We start from the raw sequence: 18430 nt of genomic DNA on the forward strand, positions 1-18430 counted from the left end.
CGTCCGTCCCCGTCCCCGTCCGGCCCGGCCGGCGAAGGCGTCCGCGACCTCGGCGTCCGCCTCTGGCCCGCGCCGAGAACGAGTTGTAATCTCGATTACATGGATAACAAGGAAGCGGCGGAAAAGCTGCGCGGATGGTTCTCCGGCCGGCTTCCCGCGGAGTGGTTCGAGGGTCAGCCGGAGATCGTGCTGGACCGCGAGGAGATCACGGTGATCGGCAGGCTGCCGGTCCCCGTGTTCGGCGACGACGTCTCCGCGGTCGAGCGGGTCGCCGCCGTCGAGGGCGGTGTCCAGCGCTTCCGCGAGGAGACCCGCGAACTACGGGTCGAGATCGCACTGGAGGCCGAGCACCGCTTCCGGAGGAAGGTCTCGTGGGGGGTCGCCGTGGGCGACGAGACGGTGATGTTCACCACACTTTCGGTGCCCGTGATGACCAGGCTCCGCCAGGGAGAGCGCCAGGTGCTCGACACTCTTGTCGCCGCGGGGGTGGCCCGCAGCCGGAGCGACGCGCTCGCCTGGTGCGTGCGTCTGGTGGGCAGGCACACCGACACCTGGCTGGCCGATCTGAGAGACGCGCTCCAGCACGTCGACCGGGTCAGGGCCACGGGCCCCGACGTCAATTCCTGAGCCTGGCAGGGAAAACCGTCGAGGAATTGGTCTGAACCTGTCGGCGAATTGGTGTAGACCTCTGCCAATGGCCTATACCACTGCCGGAAAGAGCTTCTTTAATCTCACTTCTTTTGGGTAGGGCAACCGAGACGACGCGACTCCTGCCAGGTCATATATCGCCGGATTCGGTTGAGTCAGGGGACGCGGCGACACCAGGTCGCACTAATTCACTGGTCTACGCCAATTGGATTCGGTGCACTTTCGTCGTTGATGATGCTTTGGCCCGGAGAAGTGTAAAGGAGCCCAATCAGTGTCCGTTACCGTGGACGTAACCGCCTCCAGTCCCACCACCCATGCCGAACTGGTCGAATGGGTCAAGGAGATCGCCGAGCTGACGCAGCCGGACCGGGTCGAATGGTGCGACGGTTCCGAAGCCGAGTGGACCCGCCTGACGAACCTGCTGGTCGACAAGGGCACCTTCAAGCGCCTGGCGAAGCGGCAGAACAGCTTCTACGCCGCCTCCGACCCCAGCGACGTCGCCCGCGTCGAGGACAGGACCTACATCTGCTCCGAACGCGAGGAGGACGCCGGCCCGAACAACAACTGGATCGCCCCCGCCGAGATGCGCCGGACCTTCGGCGAGATCTTCCGGGGCTGCATGCGCGGCCGGACCATGTACGTCGTGCCGTTCTGCATGGGCCCGCTGGGCGGGGAGATCTCCCAGCTCGGCGTCGAGATCACCGACTCGCCGTACGTCGTCGTGTCCATGCGGATCATGACCCGCATGGGCGAGGACGCCCTGCGGCTCATCGAGCGGCGCGGCGACTACGTCAAGGCCGTGCACTCGGTCGGCGCTCCGCTGGAGCCCGGTCAGGCCGACGTGCCCTGGCCGTGCAGCACCACCAAGTACATCAGCCACTTCCCCGAGACCCGGGAGATCTGGTCGTACGGCTCCGGGTACGGCGGCAACGCGCTGCTCGGCAAGAAGTGCTACGCGCTGCGCATCGCCAGCACGATGGCCCGCGACGAGGGCTGGCTGGCCGAGCACATGCTCATCCTCAAACTCACCCCGCCTTCCGGGGAGACCCGTTACGTCGCCGCGGCCTTCCCGAGCGCCTGCGGCAAGACGAACCTGGCCATGCTCCAGCCGACCATTCCGGGCTGGAAGGTCGAGACGGTCGGTGACGACATCGCCTGGATGCGCTTCGGTGACGACGGCCGCCTGTACGCCATCAACCCCGAGGCGGGCTTCTTCGGCGTCGCCCCGGGCACCGGCGAGTCCACCAACGCCAACGCGATCAGGACGCTCTGGGGCAACAGCATCTTCACCAACGTCGCGCTCACCGACGACGGCGACGTGTGGTGGGAGGGCCTCACCGACGAGCCCCCGGCGCACCTGACCGACTGGAAGGGCCGCGACTGGACCCCGGACAGCCCGGAGCCCGCCGCCCATCCCAACGCCCGCTTCACCGTCCCGGCCGCGCAGTGCCCGACGATCGCCCGCGAGTGGCAGGACCCCAAGGGGGTGCCGATCTCCGCGATCCTGTTCGGCGGGCGCCGCGCCAGCGCGGTGCCGCTGGTGACCGAGTCGCTGAGCTGGCAGCACGGTGTCTTCATCGGGGCCAACATCGCCTCGGAGAAGACCGCCGCCGCCGAGGGCAAGGTCGGAGAGCTGCGCCGCGACCCGTTCGCGATGCTGCCCTTCTGCGGCTACAACATGGGCGACTACTTCGCCCACTGGATCAGGATCGGGCAGCGTGAGGGTGCCCGGCTGCCGCGCGTCTACTACGTGAACTGGTTCCGCAAGAACGAGAAGGGCGAGTTCATCTGGCCCGGCTTCGGGGAGAACAGCCGGGTCCTGAAGTGGATCGTCGACCGCCTCAACGGCGAGGCGGACGCGGTGCGCACCCCGATCGGCCTGCTCCCCGCCGAGCTCGACACCGAGGGCCTCGACATCTCCGAGGAGGACCTGCGGACCCTGCTCAGCGTCGACCCGGAGATCTGGAAGCAGGAGGCGGCGCTGATCCCCGACTTCTTCCGGACCTTCGGCGACCACCTGCCCAAGGAACTCTGGGACGAGTACGAGGCGCTCGTCGCCCGTCTCGGCTGAGCCGCCTCCCCGAAGGGAGCCCCTTCCACCGCGGCGCCGGTACCCGGACCGGCGCCGCGGATCATGTTCTCCGCTCCGCGCGGGCGGACCCCGGGCGGGCCTGGACGTCGAGGTGCCCGTATCCGCGCGGACCGCAATCCGGATGACCGGGGGGTCGCTTCCCGGGTGTCCGGCGCGGGTCAGGGTGGCCGCTTCCCGCGTGACCGGCGCAGGTTAGGGTGGGCGGCCCGGGACGGATCCGGCGGGCCGGGCCTGACACCCACGGCGGGTCGGGCCCGACACACGACCCACCGGGCCTGACCCGGCGGGCCGGACCGGGAAGGTGGAAACTTCTCCCCGGCTCCGCGCGTCTACCCATTACCCGAGCCGTGCCCCCGCGGTTCGCTCCCCCCTTTCCCAGGAGGCGGATATGCAATTCGCCCTGTTCGCCCTCGCGGTGGTCCTCGGCGTGGTCGTCGGCCTCGCGAGCGGAGCCCTGACCCGAGAGCACGACCGGATCCGCTCGACTGTGACCGGTTACCGAGGCGGGCCGCTGACCCCGTACGAGCTGGCCTACCTGTCCGGCGGCCCGCGCCGCGTGGTCAACACCGCGATCGGCCTGCTGTCGAGGGGCGGGGCCGTCCGGGTGTCGCGGGGCGGTCACGTCAGCCTGGTCGCCGGGGCGCCGCCTTCCCCCGACCCGATCGAGTACGCGGTCATGGAGGCCCTCCACCTCCGCGGCGGCTCCACGGACCTGGGGGAGCTGCGCCGCGCGGTGGCCGAGGGGCAGGCGATGGAGGGCCTGCGATACCACCTGCTGGGCCTGGGGTTGATCATTCCCGACGGGGCGACGGGGCGGGCGAGGACGCTGCTGAACCGGCTCCTGGCCGTCTCGATCATCGTGCTGGCCGTGCCGCCGGTCATCGTCGTCTCCGGTGTCCCCTTCGGTTTCTTCGGGGGCTTCGCGCTGCTGGTGATCCTGATGACGGGGCTCTCCGGGCTCTCCACCTACTTCCGCCACCGGCGGCTCCTGCGCGGCGTGCTGAGCAAGACCGGGAACGAGGTGCTCGGCTCCGCCCGCCGGACCCACCTGCGGGGCGCCCGCTCCCTCACCCCTGACCCGGTCCTCGCCGTGGGCATCCCCGTCGCCCTGTACGGGCTGGGAGAGCTCGGCGACCCCTATCTGCAGGAGGAGTTGGAACGTGACAGTGGGGGCGGCTCGGCCGGATGCGCCGCGGGCGCCTGCGGGGGCGGGAGCGACTCCTCCTTCGGCGGGGGCGGAGACTTCGGGTCCGGCGGGTGGGGCGACTCCGGCGGCGGCTCGGGAGACTCGGGCGGCGGCTCGGGTGACTCCGGCGGTGGTTCGAGCTGCGGCGGCGGGTGCGGTGGCGGGTGCGGCGGTGGCTGAGCCCCGGGCACTGGGTGTGGGCATCGGCTGGCGACCGGAGATCGACCTGAGCGTGGAACGGCTGCCCGGAGTCGACTTCGTGGAGGTCATCGCGGAGAACGTGCGACCCGACCGGCTTCCCGAGTCGCTGCGCGTGCTGCGCGGACGCGGGGTGCCGGTGATCCCGCACGGCGTGGGACTGGGCATCGGAGGCGCCGAACCCCCCGACCCCGGGCGGCTGGCGCACCTGGCGGCCTGCGCGCGGGCCCTGGACGCCCCCCTGGTCAGCGAACACCTCGCCTTCGTCCGGGCGGGCGGCCTGGAGGCGGGTCATCTGCTGCCGATCCCCCGCACCGGGGCCGCGCTCTCCGTCGTCGTCGAGAACGTCCGGCGGGCACAGGACGCGCTGCCCGTCCCGCTGGCGCTGGAGAACGTGGCGGCCCTGTTCGGCTGGCCGGAGGACGAGATGACCGAGGCGCAGTTCCTCGGCGAACTGGTCGAGGCGACCGGCGTGGGGCTCCTGGTGGATGTGGCCAACCTCTACACCAACCAGGTCAACCTGGGCCTGTCGGCCACCGAGGCGCTCGACGACCTGCCGTTGTCCGCGCTGGCCTACGTCCACGTCGCCGGCGGTCACTCACGTGACGGCCTGTGGCACGACACCCACACCGCTCACGTTCCCGACGACATCCTGGATGTCCTGTCGGAGCTGTGCGCCAGGGTCGACCCGCCCGGCGTCCTCCTCGAATGGGACGACGACTACCCCAGCGACGACGCCCTCGCCGCCGAGCTCGGCCGGATCCGCGGCGCGATGGCCCGTGTCTGAGGAACGGCCCGTTTCCGGCCCCCTCTCCGGGGACGCCGCCCGTGCGGCCCTGGCCGACGCCCAGGCCGCACTGCTGGCCTCCCTGGTGGCGGGCCGGGAGGCGCCGGCCGGCTTCGACCGGGACCGGCTGCGGGTCCAGGAGCGCAGCCTGATCGCCAAGCGCCGCCGGTCGGTGGCCAGGCACCGGCCCGACCTGGTGGTGGTGCTCGGCGGTGACTTCGCCCGGGAGTTCGCCGGCTACGCGCGGGGCCGGCCCAGGCCGCCCGGCGGCACCCACGCCGACGTCCGGGACTTCGCCGACTGGCTCCGTGCCGCGGGCCGCCTGCCGGAGGAGCCACCGGCCGGTCCCGAGCCCGGTCCCGGGTCCCCCTGGTGGAGGCGGTTCCTCCGGCGCCGCTGAAACCTTCGACCTTTCCCGTCCGTTCAGGGGGTAGTGGACCCCGCGCGGGGTTCTCTCCCGGAGGCCGCTGTGGACATCGTCCAGATCCTCATCCCGATCGTCGCGCTCGTGGCGGTGACCGTCCTGTTCGCCCTTCGCCTGGCTCGGCACTCCACCCGCGCCTACGACGGGCCCGAGTTGACGCCGTACGACCTCGCCATGCTCGCGGGCGGGCCGCCCCGGGTGGCCGACACCGCGATGGCCGCGCTGACCGAGGGAAAGGCGGCCAGGGCACGGCGCGACGGGTGGCTGACCCGGGTGCGCTCCGAACCCACCGGGTCGCTCCACCCGGTGGCGCAGGAGACGCTGGCCCTGATCGGGGCACGGTCCGGCGGCATGCCGGTCTGGGAACTGCGGAGGGAGGCCGCCGGCACGCCCGCGATGGCCGCGCTGGCCGCGCGGTTGCGGGACCTGGGGTTGATCGACCCTCCGGGCTCGGGCCGGGCCGACCCCACCCACCCCAACCGGACCGGGCAGGCCGCGCTGGCGCACTACCGTCTGCGCCACCGGGAGGAGAAGTCGTTGCCGGCCCGCCCCCGCGACCACGTCGCCGTCGACGCGCTGAACCTCTTCGGGATCGCTCTGTACGGGCTGCACCAGCTGGGAGACGAGGAACTGCGGGCGGTGCTGTGCGCGGAGGAGCCACGGCCGGCCGGGGCCCGGCCGGCCGCGCGGCTCCGCCGGCGTGGCTCCCGCCGCTCCAGGTCCTCCTCGGCGGCCTCCGGCTCCTCCTCGGGGTGCGGCTCCTCGGGGAGCGACGGCGGGCCGGGCGGCTGCGGTGGTGGTTGCGGCGGCGGAAGCTGAGTTCTCCGGACCTCTGTCCGGCGGGGGAAACCCGGCTTCCCGGGCCACCGATCGACGGCGGAGACCGTGTTCCCCGGCCCTGTCCGGCGGGAGGCCGCCGGGTTAGGTTGGGCGGGTATCTGATCAAGTCCTGCATCGGAGCGGCCATGGTGAAGATCGTCGATCATGGAACGTGGATTCCGCGCGAGGAGGACGAGGGGTGCCACCCCGCGGGCGCCGAACCGCTGTGGAACGAGTCCGTCTACCTCGACTTCACGGCCGACGACGGCTCGGTCGCCGGCTACGTTCGCCTGGGCCTGTATCCCAACTGGAACCGCGCCTGGTACTGGGCGTGCCTGGTCGGCCGGGACCGGCCCACGGTGCTGCTGGCCGACGACCACGCCCCGCTGCCCGGACCGGATCTCACCGTGCGGGGCGAGGGTCACCGGGCCGCCTACCGGGCCACCCACGAGGTCACCGTGCCCATGCGGTCGTTCCGGCTCACCCTGGACGCCGCGGCGGTGCCCGTCGTGGACGACCCGGCGCGGGCGTACGACGACCCGGGCGGGGCGGAGACGACCTTGCTGGGGTTCGACCTGGAGTGGACGACCGTGGGCGGGGTGTATCCGTACGGTTTCCTGCCGCGCTACGAGATCCCCTGCGAGGTCGCCGGGACGATCAGGGCGGGCGGCGAGGAGATCGCCTTCTCCGGGCACGGTGAGCGTGACCACAGCTGGGGTGAACGCGACTGGTGGCAGACCTCGTGGTTGTGGAGCTCGGGGCGGCTCGACGACGGGACGTTCTTCCACGGTATGCGGGCCAACGCCGGGGTCGAGCTGCCCTGGCCGTGCTTCACGGTGCCCCCGGGCGGGGAGGTCGGCCACCGCGCGGGGTTCACCGCGTCGAGCGTGTTCGGCGCGGACGGGCTGCCCGCCGGGTCGCGCCTGCTGGTGCCGGGGCTCGCGATGTCCGCCGTCCCGGTGGCCTTCGCCCCGGTCGCCATGACGTCGCCGGACGGGCGGACCGCCCGCTTCCCGCGGGCGTTGTGCCGCTTCGAGACCGAGGACGGGCGTTCGGGACACGGCTGGACCGAGTGGCACCAGCCGCCCGGGTGGCGCGGGCACGCATGGGGCTGAGCTGGGTGTCCTCACCGTGCTCGCCTCCCGGAGGCCGGCGGACGCCCCGGGCGGCGGGGGAGAGGCACACCCTGCGAGCCCCGAAGACGGGGCGGACAGGTCCGTGAGGCGGCGATAATTGCCTGTCAGCGCCTCAAATAGGGGCGGGCGCTGAGGGGAGGGACTCCTATGGGCCTGCGCGATCTCGTCTATCGGCTGTACGAACGCCGGCTGGAGGCGAAGCTGTCCCGTCAGAAGGAGATGGCTCCCCGGCACGTCGGCGTCATCGTCGACGGCAACCGGCGCTGGGCACGTTCGATGGGCATCTCCGACGTGAGCCGCGGTCACCGCAAGGGTGCCGACAAGATCTCCGAGCTGCTCGGCTGGTGCCGCGAGGCGGGCGTCGAGGTCGTCACCGTGTGGCTGCTGTCCAGCGACAACATCAACCGGTCCAAGGACGAGCTGGAGCCGTTGATGAAGATCATCGAGGACGTGGTCCAGGAGCTCGTCGAGGACGGCTGGCACATCAAGCCCATGGGTGCGCTTGATCTTTTGCCGGATCACACGGCTCGTGTCCTGAAAGATGCAAAAGAAGCGACATCGCATCGTCCGGGATTGATTGTGAACGTTGCCGTTGGGTATGGAGGAAGGCGTGAGATCGCTGATGCGGTGCGCTCCCTTCTCCAGGAGCACGCCAGCAAGGGCGCGACGATCGAGGAACTCGTCGAGGTCCTCGATGTGGAGCACATCGCGGAGCATCTCTACACGCGCGGCCAGCCCGACCCGGACCTGGTCATCCGGACCTCGGGAGAGCAGCGGCTCTCCGGCTTCCTGCTCTGGCAGAGCGCCCACTCCGAGTTCTACTTCTGCGAGGCCTACTGGCCTGACTTCCGCAGGGTCGACTTCTTGCGGGCACTCCGCTCGTATGCCGCGCGGCACCGCCGGTACGGCTCCTGAAACTCCACATGAACACCCCCTTTCGGTCAGGCTTGTGCCATTGGAAGGCGGGTATTCAGGACGTACCGTAAGAAGTAGGAGAGCACAGCTCGCCTACTCCGGAGAGGGCCCGCCTTTGCGTCACGACCAGCTGAGGGGGGCCGGTCACCGGTGCTCCGCCGACGGTCGCGTCAGTGGGCCCGGGTCCGGTCCGCATCCCAGCTCATGGCAGGGTGCCGTTCAAGGCGCCCGGGGGAGAACGCGTGGCAAACCCTTCGTCCTCACCCACGTCGCCGGCCGCTAACCGGCGCACGTACGTCCTGGACACCTCGGTGCTCCTGGCGGATCCGGCGGCGATGAGCCGCTTCGCCGAGCATGAGGTCGTCCTCCCGATCGTCGTCATCACCGAGTTGGAGGGCAAGCGCCATCATCCAGAGCTCGGTTACTTCGCGCGCAAGGCGCTGAGGTACCTCGACGACCTCCGGGTGACGCACGGACGGCTGGACGAGCCCATGCCGATCGGCGAGGGCACCATCCGGGTCGAGCTCAACCACAGCGACCCGTCGATCCTGCCCGTCGGTTTCCGGCTCGGCGACAACGACACCCGCATCCTGACGGTGGCCCGGACCCTGGCCGCCGAGGGGAAGAACGTGGTGCTGGTCTCCAAGGACCTGCCGCTGCGGGTGAAGGCCGCCTCCATCGGTCTCACCGCGGACGAATACCGCGCCGAGCTCGTGACGGAGTCGGGCTGGACCGGCATGGCGGAGCTCCAGGTCACCACGGAGGACGTCGAGACGCTCTTCGAGCACGGCACCGCCGACCTGGTCGAGGCGCGTGACCTGCCCACCCACACGGGTCTGCGGCTGCTGTCCAGCAGGGGGTCCGCGCTCGGCCGGGTGCTGCCCGACAAGTCGGTGCGCCTGGTGCGCGGCGACCGCGAGGTGTTCGGCCTGCACGGCCGCTCCGCCGAGCAGCGCATCGCGCTCGACCTGCTGATGGACGCGGAGGTCGGCATCGTCTCGATGGGCGGCCGGGCGGGCACCGGAAAGTCCGCGCTGGCCCTCTGCGCGGGCCTGGAGGCGGTCCTGGAGCGCCGCCAGCACCGCAAGGTCATCGTCTTCCGCCCGCTGTACGCCGTCGGCGGCCAGGAGCTGGGCTACCTGCCCGGCACCGAGAACGAGAAGATGGGCCCCTGGGGGCAGGCCGTCTACGACACCCTCGGCGCGGTCACCACGCCGGAGGTGATCGAGGAGGTCATCGACCGGGGCATGCTGGAGGTGCTTCCGCTCACCCACATCCGCGGCCGTTCCCTGCACGACGCCTTCGTGATCGTGGACGAGGCGCAGTCGCTGGAGCGCGGGGTGCTTCTCACGGTGCTCAGCCGGATCGGCGCCAACTCCCGGGTCGTGCTCACCCACGACATCGCCCAGCGCGACAACCTGCGGGTCGGCCGGCATGACGGCGTGGTCGCGGTGGTGGAGAAGCTCAAGGGGCATCCGCTGTTCGCGCACGTCACGCTGACCCGTTCGGAGCGCTCGCCGATCGCGGCCCTGGTCACCGAGATGCTGGAGGACGTCACGTTCTGACCCCGGGCGCCGCCCGGGACGAGACGGAGGCGGGTACGGTCGCCGCGGCCGTGCCCGCCTTCATTTCCCCGTGACCGCCGGCCTGTTATCCGTGCCCGCCGGTCCGTTGCCCGTGCCCGCCTTCATTTCCCGTGCCCGCCGGCCCGTTCTCCGCGATCGCCGACCCGTGCGGGTCCGAGGTCTCACGGAGGCAGGCGTACCCCCTTGGCGGCGAGGTCGCGGAACTCGAAGCAGGTGTGCTCGCCCATCGACTCCGGGGTGCCCGGGAACAGCCGGGTGATCTCGACACTCCAGATGCTCTCCTGCTTGTTCTGCCTGATGGTGCAGGTGATCTGCGCCAGGCCCGCCCGGGGGATCTTGCCCTCGCCGGTGATGATCACGTTCAGCCGGTAGCCCAGGCTGTCGTCCGGGTCGTTGCGCTGCAGGGTGGCGTCGGAGTAGCGGGTCGTCTTGGTGTCGTAGTGGGTGAAGTCGTTGAGCATGCTCGTCAGTCCCGGCTCCGGCGGCTGCTTGCCGGCCCGGAACAGGGTGTCGACGACGTGCTTGGCCGAGTCGGAGATCACCGGGATCTTGACCGGTTCCAGCCGGCCGTCCCGGATCAGGTAGACCGTCACCCACGTCGGGCTGTAGCTGATCACCGGTGGGCGGCCGTGGTCCTGCACCTCCGTGGGGGAGATGCCACATCCGCCGATCAGCAGGACGGCGGCGAGCACCCGGGTGAGCCGCCTCATGGGTTCGGGAGCCGGACGGTGAAGAGGGTGCCCGGCCGCTCGGCGCTGACCGAGATCGTCCCCCCGTGCAGCTGGGCGTTGGCCCGTGCGATGGACAGGCCCAGTCCGCTGCCGTCGCTGCTGGCGCTGGCCTTGTAGAAGCGGTTGAACACGTACGGTAGATCCTTTTCCGGAATGCCCTTGCCGTGGTCCCGCACCTTCACCTCCAGGCCGTCCGTGGTGCTGCGGGCGGTCACGATGACCGGGGGCTCACCGTGGCGCAGGGCGTTGCCCACCAGGTTGGCCACGATGACGTCGAAGCGTCTGGGGTCGAGGGAGAAGGTCAGCCCCTGCGGCACGTTCACCCGGACCTTGTCCGACCAGCCGCGCACCTCCAGGCAGTCCCAGACCGTGTCGACGACGTGCACGGTGTCGAGGTTCAGCCGGGCCGTCCCCGAGTCGAACCGGCTCGCCTCGATGAGCTGCTCCACCAGGGTACGCAGCCGCTCGATCTCCCGCAGCACCAGCCGCACGGCCGCCGCGGGCTCGTGCGGCAGCCGCTCGGCCTCCTCGGAGAGCATGTCGGTGACCGCGGTCATCGCGGTCAGCGGGGTCCGCAGTTCGTGGGAGACGTCGGCCACGAAACGGCGCGACATGGCTTCCAGGGCACGCAGCTCCGAGACGCTCTTCTCCAGGGCGGCGGCGGTGTCGTTGAAGGTGGCGGTCAGCTCGGCCAGCTCGTCCTGGCCGCGGACCGGCAACCGGGTGTCCAGATGGCCGGCGCCGAGCGCGCGCGCGGCGGAGCCGAGCTGCCGGACGGGCAGCAGGACCCGCCGGGCCGACACCAGTCCCAGGGCGAGCGCGACGACGAGCATGAAGGCCCCCACACCGGCCAGCGGTCGCCGCAGCCCCGTCAGCAGCCGTTCCTCGTCGGCGAGGGGGACGAAGACGAAGACGCTCATCCCGGTGGGCTGGGCGGTGTGGATGGGCTCGATCCGCCAGACCGGGGTGCCGATGATCAACCACATGCTCCCGTGCATGACCTGCCGCTTGGCGACCATCCGCTGGGTGGCGCGGGCGCCGAGGTCGGCGGGGACGTCCCGCACGCTGAAGTCGCCGTCCGGGTAGAGGTACTCCTCGTAGCGGACCACCACCCTGCCGCCCTGCGGACGCAGGCCGCGCTGCAACGCGCCGATCTCCTCGTTGGTGGGCGGGCTGTCACCGGGCCAGAGCGCGCCGAGAGGAGCCCTGGTGCCTTCGAGGGTGTCACGCACGTCGTTCACCGCGACCTGCTCGGCGCGGTTGATCACGTTCCGCTTGACGAGCTCGTAGCCGATCCCCGCGACCAGCGAGGAGGCCGCGAAGGCGATCACCGTGAACGTGATCACCAGGCGTCCTCGCAGGCCGGTGTAGGCGCGCTTCACGACGGGCCGGATCCGCGCGACGGGCCGGAGTCTCGTGGCGGACCGGAGTCTCATGGGGAACCGGAGCCTCGGGGTGAACCGGAGCCTCACGGCGGGCTGAAGCGGTAGCCGAATCCGCGGACCGTGTGGATGAACTCGGGCTCGGCGGGCACCCGCTCGATCTTGGCGCGCACCCGCTGCACGCACGCGTCCACCAGCCGGGAGTCGGCGACGTGGGTGTGGTCCCAGACGGCCCGCAGCAGGTATCTGCGGTTGAGGACCTGGCCGGGGTGACGGACGAGCTCCAGCAACAGCCGCAGCTCCGTGGGGGTCAGGTGGACCTCGCGTCCGCCCAGCGACACCTTCAGCGCGCCGCGGTCGATGACCAGGTCGCCGAAGGTGATGCGATCGGAGGCGACCGACTCCACCCGGCGCAGGACGGCGCGGATGCGGGCGTCCAGCACGCGGGGCTCGACCGGCTTGACCACGTAGTCGTCGGCTCCCGCCTCCAGGCCCACGACCACGTCGAGGTCGTCGCCGCGGGCGGTCAGCAGGATCACCGGCAGCTGGTCCATCCGGCGGATGCGGCGGCACACTTCGACCCCGTCGATTCCGGGCAGCATCACGTCCAGGACGGCGATCTCGGGCCGCCGGGTCCTGATGTGTTCGAGGGCCTCCTCACCGGTGGCGTACGCGGTCACGGAATGGCCCTGCCGGGACAGCGCGAGTTCGAGCCCGGTGCGGACCGAGGGGTCGTCTTCTACGAGGAGGATGCCAGCCACCAGGTGATCATTCTTCCAAGGGGGATAGTGCCTACTGCGTCACGAAACCGTGACATAAGGCGAACATTAGCTGAAAGACGCGCTGGGGGCATGACAAGTGGCCCTGTCTTCGTCGCCGGAGTCCGCACCCCGCCCGCCTTATCCCGACAATGTGACCAAAATCACATTAGTATAATATGTGTAAGGAAACAGCCACTAATCCGGCAGTGAGCTGGGCGAAAGGGCTCGGGGAGGTAGCCGGAACGTCAACCAACTCCTTCGTTTCGGTTGCGGACCACCCCCCTGTGCACGGCAAGCTCATAGGTCGTGAGTTCAGGATCACCGCACTCGGAGCCCCAGGCCCCCCGCGGTCGCCGCGCGGGCCGCCAGTCGGCCAAGGCCAGGACGAAGTCCGCCGGGCAGGGGTGGCTGACCCCCAAGCGCGTCATGATCCTTGGAACCGCCTTCCTGGTCGTGGTCGGCGGGGGCGCCTTCACCGTGCAGACCGCGATGAAGAACGCCGCGGCCACCGCCAGCCCGCTCACCCTCGACGAGATGGCCCAGGTCCTCAGCGACGACCCGTTCGGCGCCGACCTGCAGTCCGACATCCTCAAGGCCCAGGCGGCGCAGGCGCTGCGGGCCGACGAGCTCGCCGCCGAACGTGAGAACCGCCGGCCGCTCAGCCAGATCAAGATCGTTGAGGAGGCCCCGGGCGGCGGCGGCTTCGACCCCAAGAGCCTCCCGCCGGGCACCGCCAACCCGACCGGCAACAAGGCCATCGGCAAGCAGATGCTGGAGGCCCGCGGCTGGGGTGACCAGTGGGGCTGCCTGGAGAAGCTCTGGACCAAGGAGAGCGGCTGGAACGAGCGCGCGATGAACACCTCCAGCGGCGCCTACGGCATCCCGCAGTCCCTGCCCGGCCACAAGATGGCCAGCGCCGGCGGCGACTGGCAGACCAACCCGGCCACCCAGATCGAGTGGGGGCTCACCTACATCAAGGGCCGCTACGGCACCCCCTGCGGCGCCTGGGCCCATTCCCAGGCCAAGGGCTGGTACTGAGAGACCAGGAGTCGGCAAGTCTGGCCTCCTGCCGGCCTCGGGCGCCGCACCCTTGGCCGCATGGACGTGAAGGTCAGCGTGGTGGTGCCGGTGCGCAATCCCGGCGAGGGCGCCGACGCCTGTATCCGGTCGGTGCTGGATCAGTCCATGGCCCCGGAGGAGTACGAGGTCATCTTCGCCGACGACGGCTCCGATGACGGCATCCAGCAACGGCTCGACGCCATCGCCGCGGTACGGTCCAACGTCAAGGTCCTCCATCTGACACCGACCGGCTCGCCGATGCGGGGCCGCAACGTCGGGCTGATGGTCGCCAGGGGCGAGTACGTCTACCTGATGAACCAGACGGACCGCCTGGAGCGGACGGCGCTCGCGGCCATGTACCGGCGGGCGGTGGAGACCGAGGCCGACATCCTCGTCGGGCGCCTGGCCGGGGACCGCCGGCCGCCCGCGCCGGCCTTCGAGGCCGACCGCGAGCGCGCCGACGTCGTCAAGGACCGCCTGCTCGGGCTGCTCACCCCGCACAAGCTCTACCGCCGGGCGTTCCTGGACGCCGAGGCGCTCAACTTCACCGACCCCGGCGGCCTCCTGGCCGAGCAGGCGTTCGTCGTCCGCGCCTACCTCCGGGCGAAGATCATCTCTATCCTGGCCGGCCAGATCTGTTGCCACGTCGAGGAGGTGCCCGAGCCGCCGTGCGACCCGTACGACTGGGTCGCGGAGCTGCGCGAGCTGCTCGACATCATCGACGACGAGGTTCCCGAGGGACGCCAGCGGGACCGGATGTACGCCCACTGGTTCCGCACCGCGGTGCTGCGCAGGCTCGGCGGAACCGGGTTCGCCACCTCGTCCGCGGACCGGGCGGCGACCTTCACGACCCTGCGCGAACTGGTCGTCCGGCGCTTCCCCCCGCGCCTCGACGTCCACCTGCCGGTCCACCTGCGGGCCCGCGCGGCGCTGCTGCGCGCGGGAAGGCTCGACCAGCTCATCGTGCTCGCCGCCGCCATGCGCGGCGTCCACCTGCAGGCCGACCTCAGGGAGGTCGTCTGGGAGGACGGCGCGTTCACCATGGGGCTCACCGTGGAGATCATGCGCGCCGACGGCAGCCCGATCCGTTTTGTCCCGTACGGTCAGGACGGCCTGCTGTGGGAGCCGCCGGTCCCCCTGGACGGACTCCGCCTGCCGCCGGAGCTCGCGGACATCAGCCAGGTCGCCGCGCGCGCACGCTTCGAGGTCTACGTCAGGCACGAGGAGAGCGGGCTCATCCACTTCCTGCCGGTGCGGTGCTCGGTGGTCCGGTGCAGGCACCGCAACGGGGTCCGGCTCCAGGTCACCGGGACGGCCCGGCTGGACGCCGACTCGGCGGCCCTGGGCGGGCCGCTGCCCGCGGGCCTGTGGGAGATCCACGTGCGCATGCTCAGCGGCCCCCACCAGGCACGTACCCGGGTGACGGGGATGCCGCTGAACTGCACCGGAACGCTCGCCGGCCACTCCCGGCGGCTGATCGTCCCCTGGTGGTCGGACCGGGGGGAGCTCGGGGTCTGCGTGGAGCCGCGTTCCTTCCCCGAGTCGATCGTCCTCGTCTCACCGGGGACGACGGTCACCCGGCAGCGCAAGCACGTCTTCGTCGTCGTACCGGTGCCGTACGTGCCGCCGAGCGGAGGACCGCCCGCGGAGCTGGTGCTGTGCCAGACCTCGGGCGGGGAGCGTGAGGTCTCCGCGCCCGCGCTGGTCGAACCGGGGGTGCCCGGGGAACTGGCCGGGCGGTTGATCGCCAAGATCCCGACCCGGCTGCTGCACCGCGACGGCTACCTGTCACCCGGCTCCTGGGCGCCGTACCTGAGGGTGGACGGCGTGGACGTGGGACTCCGCTTCCGGATCGAGATGAGCCGCGGCGGGCGGGTGGAGGTCCGCGGGGCCGCCGCCGCCCGGCCGCCCGAGCCCTGGTACCCGCTGCTCAAGCGGATCGCCCTGCGCGTCCCCGGTGCCCGCGGCGCCGTCCGGGCCACCCGCGCGGTGCGCCGCCGCTACCTGACCGGCTGACGGCCCGGCCGGTCCTCGCCGCGCGGGCCCGGACGGGCCGGTTTCCACGATCCGGACGGGCCCGGTGTCCACGACCGGGGCGGCTCCGGTGTCCACGACCCGGACGGGCCCCCTCCGGGACCCGTCCGGGCATGCGGGGGTCAGCTCCGCTTCAGGTGGCCGGTGAGGGCGGCACGGAACTCCGCCGGCCGCTCGATGTGCGGGCTGTGACCGCAGTCGAGGACGACCTCGGTGTAGGAGCCGTACCGCTCCAGGGCGGCCCTGGTCTGGGTGATCATCGGCTGCGCCGGGGTGCCCGGCGAACCGGGGACGACCCCCAGGGCTCCCAGATGGGCCAGGTCGAACAGCGAGGTGTCGGAGACGATCACGTCGTCCTCACCCCTGATCCACAGGATCGGCGGCTTCGGGTCGATCGTGTGCAGGTCGTCCAGGCGGAAGTGCGTCGGCGCGAACGCGTTCAGCACCCCCCGCGTGCCGGGAGCCACCCCGGGCCACTCGCCGGAGGCGACGGTGTCGCCCGGGTAGTGGTCGTCACCGGTCCTGGTGGAGAGCATCGACGCGACGAACGCGTCCTCGTCCTCATCCTCGATTTTCGTGCCGGGCTTGACGTACGAGGAGCGCAGGACGCTCCGCGGCGAGACCGGCGAGTCGGCCGAGGTGTCACCGGCCGCCAAGCGCTTGACGAACTCCGGGTTGGCGCCGCCCGCGCCGCCGCCGGTGCCGTCGGGGTGGTTCAACGCCCCGTCGGCACCGTGCGTGCCGCCGAAACCGTACGGCGAGATGGGGTTGACCAGCGTCACGCTCCGCACCGCGGCCGGCCGGTCGCGCAGCGCCTGGAGCACCACGCCGCCGCCCATGCTCCAGCCGACCAGGTGCACCCCGTCGAGTCCGAGGGAGTCGAGGAGGGCGAGCAGGTCGTCGGAGTAGTCTCGCAGACCGCGGGTGGCGTCGACCGGGGCGGGGTCGGTGTCGCCGAAGCCCCGCAGGTCGACGGCGAGCGGCCGGTGACCGGCCTCGGCCAGGGCGAGCATCGTGCCCCGCCAGAAGACGGCGCTCGACACGTTGCCGTGCACCAGCACCACCGTCTCCCCGCCCGCGTCCCCGCCGCCGGCGACCGACAGGACGTTCTGGGTGACGCGGGCGGTGGGCGTCCGCCGGCTCTCGATGTGCATCAGATGTTCTCCGTAGGGTTCAACGGGGGGTCGTGGCCTCGTCGACGCCGCCGAGGGTGACCAGGTCACGCCCCCGGGTCTCACGTGCGACGTACATGGTTATCAGGGTGAGCACGGCGGCGCCGAGCACGTAGAGCATGACCGGCAGCGCCGACCCGTAGGCGTCCAGCAGGGCCACCGCGATCAGCGGGGCCAGGCCGCCGGCGACGATGGAAGCGAGCTGGGAGCCGATCGACACGCCCGAGTAGCGCATCCGGGTGGCGAACAGCTCCGAGAAGAACGCCGCCTGCGGACCGTACATCGCGCCGTGCAGCACCAGCCCGACCGTCACCGCCAGGGTGATCGCGGCGAAGTTGCCGGTGTCGATCAGCGGGAAGAACGCGAAGGCCCACAGACCCACCCCGGCCGCGCCGAGCAGGTAGACGGGCCGGCGGCCGAGCCGGTCGGACAGCGCTCCCCACAGCGGGATCGACACGAAGTGCACGGCCGACCCGATCAGCACGGCGTTGAGGACGACGGGCTTGCTCAGCCCGGCCGAGGTCGTCGCGTAGACCAGCACGAACGCGGTGATCACGTAGTAGGAGACGTTCTCCGCGAAGCGGGCGCCGATCGCGATGAGCACGTCCCGCCAGTGGTACTTGATCACGTCCACGATCGGCAGGGAGGGGGCGGGCTCGCGGCCGGCGACCGCCTGCTGGAAGATCGGCGACTCGCTGATGGAGAGCCGGATCCACATGCCGACCAGGACCAGAACGCCGGAGAGCAGGAACGGGACGCGCCAGCCCCAGCTCTGGAACGCCTCGTCCGTCTGGACCGCGGCCAGCACCGCCAGGACCGCGGTGGCCAGCAGGTTGCCGCCCGGGGCACCCGCCTGTGGCCAGGAGGCCCAGTAGCCGCGTCGCCGGGCATCGCCGTGCTCGGAGACGATGAGCACCGCGCCGCCCCACTCGCCGCCGAGGGCGAAGCCCTGGACGAGCCGGAGCACGGTCAGCAGCAGCGGGGCCGCCGCGCCGATCGCCGCGTGGGTGGGCAGGCAGCCGATCAGGAAAGTCGCCCCGCCCATCATCAGCAGGCTGACGACCAGCAGTTTCTTGCGGCCCAGCCGGTCACCGTAGTGCCCGAAGACCAGAGCACCCAGCGGGCGGGCGACGAAGCCCACCGCGTAGGTCAGGAACGCCAGCAAGGTGCCGGTGAGGGGTTCCGACTCGGGGAAGAACAACTTGGGGAAGATCAGCGCGGCGGCGGAACCGTACAGGAAGAAGTCGTACCACTCGATCGTCGTGCCGATCAGGCTGGCGCCGACGATCTTTCCGATGGGGGTGCGGGTTGTCTCTGCCATCTCACTCACCACACAGGGTCGCTGTTGGGGGGATTTCGGCAACCGTACGGAGTGACGGACGTCACTCCTATGGGCCGGACCCCCACACCTGCCGGTCACCATGTGTGGCGGGGATACCCGGTGACCGTCGGCCAGGTTGACACTGTGCGGACCGGTGAACGGTCTTCCTCCCGGGGAGA

The 18430-nt window shown here is 71.1% G+C and carries 16 protein-coding genes; 11 read left to right on the forward strand and 5 right to left on the reverse strand.

Annotation, left to right across the window (positions count from 1 at the left end; genetic code table 11):
- The first annotated feature begins 99 nt into the window (after window positions 1–99).
- The 9 genes from abmR to phoH2 all read left to right on the forward strand — a co-directional run bounded on the left by abmR (window position 100) and on the right by phoH2 (window position 9770).
- A complete protein-coding gene (gene abmR, locus F4562_RS20620) occupies window positions 100–627 on the forward strand; it encodes an ATP-binding transcription factor AbmR (protein ID WP_184544840.1) in 528 nt (175 codons plus the stop codon).
- A gap of 292 nt (window positions 628–919) precedes the next feature.
- Window positions 920–2719 carry a phosphoenolpyruvate carboxykinase (GTP) gene (locus F4562_RS20625; protein ID WP_184544842.1) on the forward strand — a complete coding sequence of 600 codons (1800 nt, stop codon included), beginning with the start codon at window positions 920–922 and terminating at the stop codon, window positions 2717–2719.
- A gap of 409 nt (window positions 2720–3128) precedes the next feature.
- Window positions 3129–4106 (forward strand): TIGR04222 domain-containing membrane protein, encoded by a 978-nt coding sequence (locus F4562_RS20630; protein WP_184544844.1) that lies wholly within the window; start codon window positions 3129–3131, stop codon window positions 4104–4106.
- Entirely contained in the window at window positions 4099–4911 is an 813-nt protein-coding gene (locus F4562_RS20635) for an MbnB/TglH/ChrH family RiPP precursor modification enzyme (RefSeq protein WP_184544846.1), read from the forward strand. Before F4562_RS20630 ends, F4562_RS20635 begins: the two co-directional genes overlap by 8 nt.
- Window positions 4904–5311, forward strand: coding sequence for an SCO6045 C-terminal-like domain-containing protein (locus tag F4562_RS20640; protein WP_184544847.1), 408 nt, complete (start codon window positions 4904–4906; stop codon window positions 5309–5311). Before F4562_RS20635 ends, F4562_RS20640 begins: the two co-directional genes overlap by 8 nt.
- 69 nt (window positions 5312–5380) lie before the next feature.
- Entirely contained in the window at window positions 5381–6154 is a 774-nt protein-coding gene (locus tag F4562_RS20645; protein WP_184544849.1) for a TIGR04222 domain-containing membrane protein, read from the forward strand.
- 146 nt (window positions 6155–6300) lie between these two features.
- A complete protein-coding gene (locus F4562_RS20650) occupies window positions 6301–7269 on the forward strand; it encodes a DUF7064 domain-containing protein (protein WP_184544851.1) in 969 nt (322 codons plus the stop codon).
- Window positions 7270–7437: 168 nt separating this feature from the next.
- Window positions 7438–8205: an isoprenyl transferase gene (locus tag F4562_RS20655; RefSeq protein WP_184544853.1), complete on the forward strand. Its 768-nt coding sequence runs from the start codon at window positions 7438–7440 to the stop codon at window positions 8203–8205.
- 242 nt (window positions 8206–8447) lie between these two features.
- A complete protein-coding gene (gene phoH2, locus F4562_RS20660; RefSeq protein WP_184544855.1) occupies window positions 8448–9770 on the forward strand; it encodes an RNA 5'-3' helicase PhoH2 in 1323 nt (440 codons plus the stop codon).
- Between the two features lie 182 nt (window positions 9771–9952).
- On the opposite strand, the gene F4562_RS20665 is transcribed toward phoH2, so the two are convergent.
- The 3 genes from F4562_RS20665 to F4562_RS20675 form a co-directional block, all read right to left on the reverse strand.
- Window positions 9953–10501 carry a hypothetical protein gene (locus tag F4562_RS20665; protein ID WP_184544857.1) on the reverse strand — a complete coding sequence of 183 codons (549 nt, stop codon included), beginning with the start codon at window positions 10499–10501 and terminating at the stop codon, window positions 9953–9955.
- On the reverse strand, window positions 10498–11904 hold the full coding sequence (locus tag F4562_RS20670; RefSeq protein WP_184544858.1) for an ATP-binding protein: 1407 nt from the start codon (window positions 11902–11904) through the stop codon (window positions 10498–10500). Before F4562_RS20670 ends, F4562_RS20665 begins: the two co-directional genes overlap by 4 nt.
- A gap of 86 nt (window positions 11905–11990) precedes the next feature.
- A complete protein-coding gene (locus F4562_RS20675; RefSeq protein ID WP_184544860.1) occupies window positions 11991–12665 on the reverse strand; it encodes a response regulator in 675 nt (224 codons plus the stop codon).
- 306 nt (window positions 12666–12971) lie between these two features.
- Here F4562_RS20675 and F4562_RS20680 point away from each other — a divergent pair, with 306 nt between their 5' ends.
- Window positions 12972–13703 carry an aggregation-promoting factor C-terminal-like domain-containing protein gene (locus F4562_RS20680; RefSeq protein ID WP_184544862.1) on the forward strand — a complete coding sequence of 244 codons (732 nt, stop codon included), beginning with the start codon at window positions 12972–12974 and terminating at the stop codon, window positions 13701–13703.
- A 60-nt stretch (window positions 13704–13763) separates the two neighbouring features.
- Entirely contained in the window at window positions 13764–15740 is a 1977-nt protein-coding gene (locus F4562_RS20685; RefSeq protein WP_184544864.1) for a glycosyltransferase family 2 protein, read from the forward strand.
- Window positions 15741–15880: 140 nt separating this feature from the next.
- Here F4562_RS20685 and F4562_RS20690 read toward each other — a convergent pair whose 3' ends face one another.
- On the reverse strand, window positions 15881–16912 hold the full coding sequence (locus tag F4562_RS20690) for an alpha/beta fold hydrolase (RefSeq protein ID WP_184544865.1): 1032 nt from the start codon (window positions 16910–16912) through the stop codon (window positions 15881–15883).
- Window positions 16913–16931: 19 nt separating this feature from the next.
- Complete coding sequence (locus F4562_RS20695) at window positions 16932–18251, reverse strand: MFS transporter (RefSeq protein ID WP_184544867.1); 1320 nt, start codon at window positions 18249–18251, stop codon at window positions 16932–16934.
- Between the last annotated feature and the right edge of the window lie 179 nt (window positions 18252–18430).

Origin of the sequence: Streptosporangium becharense (assembly GCF_014204985.1) — a bacterium.
In the GTDB taxonomy this organism is placed as follows: Bacteria; Actinomycetota; Actinomycetes; order Streptosporangiales; family Streptosporangiaceae; genus Streptosporangium; species Streptosporangium becharense.

Excerpts from the sequence above, each read along its gene's own strand:
- abmR (WP_184544840.1), top strand. The coding sequence starts at position 100 with ATGGATAACAAGGAAGCGGCGGAAAAGCTGCGCGGATGGTTCTCCGGC.
- F4562_RS20630 (WP_184544844.1), top strand. The coding sequence starts at position 3,129 with ATGCAATTCGCCCTGTTCGCCCTCGCGGTGGTCCTCGGCGTGGTCGTC.
- F4562_RS20650 (WP_184544851.1), top strand. The coding sequence starts at position 6,301 with ATGGTGAAGATCGTCGATCATGGAACGTGGATTCCGCGCGAGGAGGAC.
- F4562_RS20655 (WP_184544853.1), top strand. The coding sequence starts at position 7,438 with ATGGGCCTGCGCGATCTCGTCTATCGGCTGTACGAACGCCGGCTGGAG.
- F4562_RS20665 (WP_184544857.1), bottom strand. The coding sequence starts at position 10,501 with ATGAGGCGGCTCACCCGGGTGCTCGCCGCCGTCCTGCTGATCGGCGGA.
- F4562_RS20685 (WP_184544864.1), top strand. The coding sequence starts at position 13,764 with ATGGACGTGAAGGTCAGCGTGGTGGTGCCGGTGCGCAATCCCGGCGAG.
- F4562_RS20690 (WP_184544865.1), bottom strand. The coding sequence starts at position 16,912 with ATGCACATCGAGAGCCGGCGGACGCCCACCGCCCGCGTCACCCAGAAC.
- F4562_RS20695 (WP_184544867.1), bottom strand. The coding sequence starts at position 18,251 with ATGGCAGAGACAACCCGCACCCCCATCGGAAAGATCGTCGGCGCCAGC.